This window comes from Shewanella sp. SG41-4, assembly GCF_014164505.1.
Lineage (GTDB): Bacteria > Pseudomonadota > Gammaproteobacteria > Enterobacterales > Shewanellaceae > Shewanella.
The window spans coordinates 1-2,143 of the sequence record NZ_JACJFI010000463.1 but is presented as its reverse complement, the minus strand read 5'-3'; the positions used below and the strand labels follow the sequence as shown (position 1 = coordinate 2,143).

Sequence of the window (2,143 nt, the reverse complement as noted above, 5' to 3'; positions counted from 1 at the left end):
GACAAGTTCGATATGACATTGGACGAATATTGTCATTTCCCTTACCTAGATCTGGACTTATTATCTAAGTGTTGGTCTAAATTCAGGCCCAGCCTGATTTTTATTTAGGTGTTTTTAGTCGCCACACCAACGCTAATATAAGATGCAAACTTTGGCATTCCCTTTATGTAATTACTTTCAAACCAATCAATAGTAAAGCCGCAGCTTTGTATGTTTTCAATCATTGGTCTATTTAAATTACAGCCACCAAAAGCGTTACCCCATACGCGATTTAAACGATTTTGCCATTTCTTAATTGAGTCATCCGGAGCTTGGCCATGCTCACAGAAAAACACTTTGCCACCTGTCTTTAATACTCTGTGTATTTGCAGCATAGCGACACGCCAATCAGGAATAGTGCAAAGAGTGTAAGTTAATACTACTGAATCAACCGAATGATCATCGAGCGCAATTCTTTCACAAGGGAGACTTAGCCATTCAACATGAATCGGTGATTTAGCTATATTTTTCATGGCTTTTTTACGCATGCCAAGTGAAGGTTCAAGCCCCCATATCATGTCAACTTTTGTAGGATTATATAAATCCATGTTAACAGCAGAACCCATACCAATCTCTAAAACATTACCATAAGCTAAAGGCACAACTTTTTGCCTAAGCTCCATGATGACACTTGAAGAACAAGCGCAATTTATAATGTGTGGAAGGATGTTGTTTTCATAAAAGCTCAAAGGTAAATCCTCTGTAATAATTAACATTTGCATGCCAAAAGCCCAATATAAACCATGGCTAACATCTGCAAGCATTGGGTGTTAATTTACGATTATGATTACAACCTTATCTAACCAGTATCGTCTATTTTCTATTTTCTATTTTATATGACGCTATATGTACCTATATTAGCCGTTTCGTCAATTTAACCTTAATCACGATCTTCATACTTGATTATCACTCCAAGCACTTTTGAGTGCCAATAGGCTGCTTAATGTTAAACCGCCTGTCATAAAGATAAGCATTAAAAGAGGCTTAAGCTATTTATTGGTAAGTAACATTAACGGATAACAGCTTACACCAATAGCAAGAGGGCCGGATGATAAAAGGCATCGCTAACTTTAGCCTAACCCGACACTTTTCATTACAATAGGCTAAAGCACTTTACAGACTTTAAAGTAAAATAACAGATGGCAAAACCTAACAAAAAAGGCCCTTCACGCACCGTCGATGTTTTCTGCGCTAAGTGTAAAGCACAATTGTTTAAGTATCGTAAGGGAGGTAAAGGCGCATTAATCAAATGCTTTAAGGAGCGTATTGTCGAAGACAACACCAAGGTTCCTTGCACATGCCCAGAATGCGGCCAAGAATTTGCTCGAGATACGTTAGTGAGAGGCGCACCAGCATTTAAAATGGTGGCAGGCGAAAGCGAAGCACCACAATATTTACAACAGGCGCTGTTATCAGGCAATAAACTACAAGATGTATTTACCGGACAATTTGCTGAAGGTCTTACTGGTAACCAAGTATTAAAACGCTCTCGTGAACGTGCAATTTTACAAGGATTAACGCCCACAATTTATACTCACCCGCTGGGTTATCATGGCCATGCCGCAGGTACGACACTGGGAATGTGGGATTCGCAAGACGGGGTTCCTGGTGATGGTGACTACCCATTACACCTCAATACAGCCTATTCAATTGAGCTTAACAATGCCGTTTATATTGAGCCGTGGAAAAAAGAAATCAGAATTATGTTAGAAGAAGATGCCATTTTTGACGGATCGGGAGTGTGGTATTTAAATGGCAGACAAACAGCTTTTTTACTGATTAAATCCCAGTCTCGCTGAGCTTTATAGATTAAAACTTGTTTGGGAAAAATAGTTACTCTTTTATACAACAATGGAACAGTCTCGTTGTTTACAGCAACTTGCACCGTTAGCCAATAAAGTGTAGATAATTAACGTAAACTAGGGCTGCTAAGTACTGATTAGACAAGTTATTAGCTTCCTTAGTTGGCCAGCATTTCTCGTTACAGGATGTCATTATTTAAAAGTAACTTTGCCTCCCACCATTTTAAATGCTGGTGCGCCTCTCACTAACGTATCTCGAGCAAATTCTTGGCCGCATTCTGGGCATGTGCAAGGAACCTTGG

General features: G+C 39.3%; 1 protein-coding gene and 2 pseudogenes. 2 read left to right on the top strand and 1 reads right to left on the bottom strand.

Annotated features, from left to right (window positions below; genetic code table 11):
• Positions 1–104: 104 nt before the first annotated feature.
• A complete protein-coding gene (locus H5202_RS21120; protein ID WP_259397422.1) occupies positions 105–761 on the bottom strand; it encodes a class I SAM-dependent methyltransferase in 657 nt (218 codons plus the stop codon).
• 417 nt (positions 762–1,178) lie between these two features.
• Between H5202_RS21120 and H5202_RS21115 the strand changes: the two are divergent.
• Together H5202_RS21115 and H5202_RS21110 are read left to right on the top strand one after the other, a co-directional pair.
• Positions 1,179–1,415 (top strand): annotated as a pseudogene (locus H5202_RS21115) (hypothetical protein); the annotation flags it as partial.
• A pseudogene (locus H5202_RS21110) lies at positions 1,413–1,838 on the top strand (M24 family metallopeptidase); the annotation flags it as partial. The pseudogenes H5202_RS21115 and H5202_RS21110, both read left to right, overlap by 3 nt.
• Between the last annotated feature and the right edge of the window lie 305 nt (positions 1,839–2,143).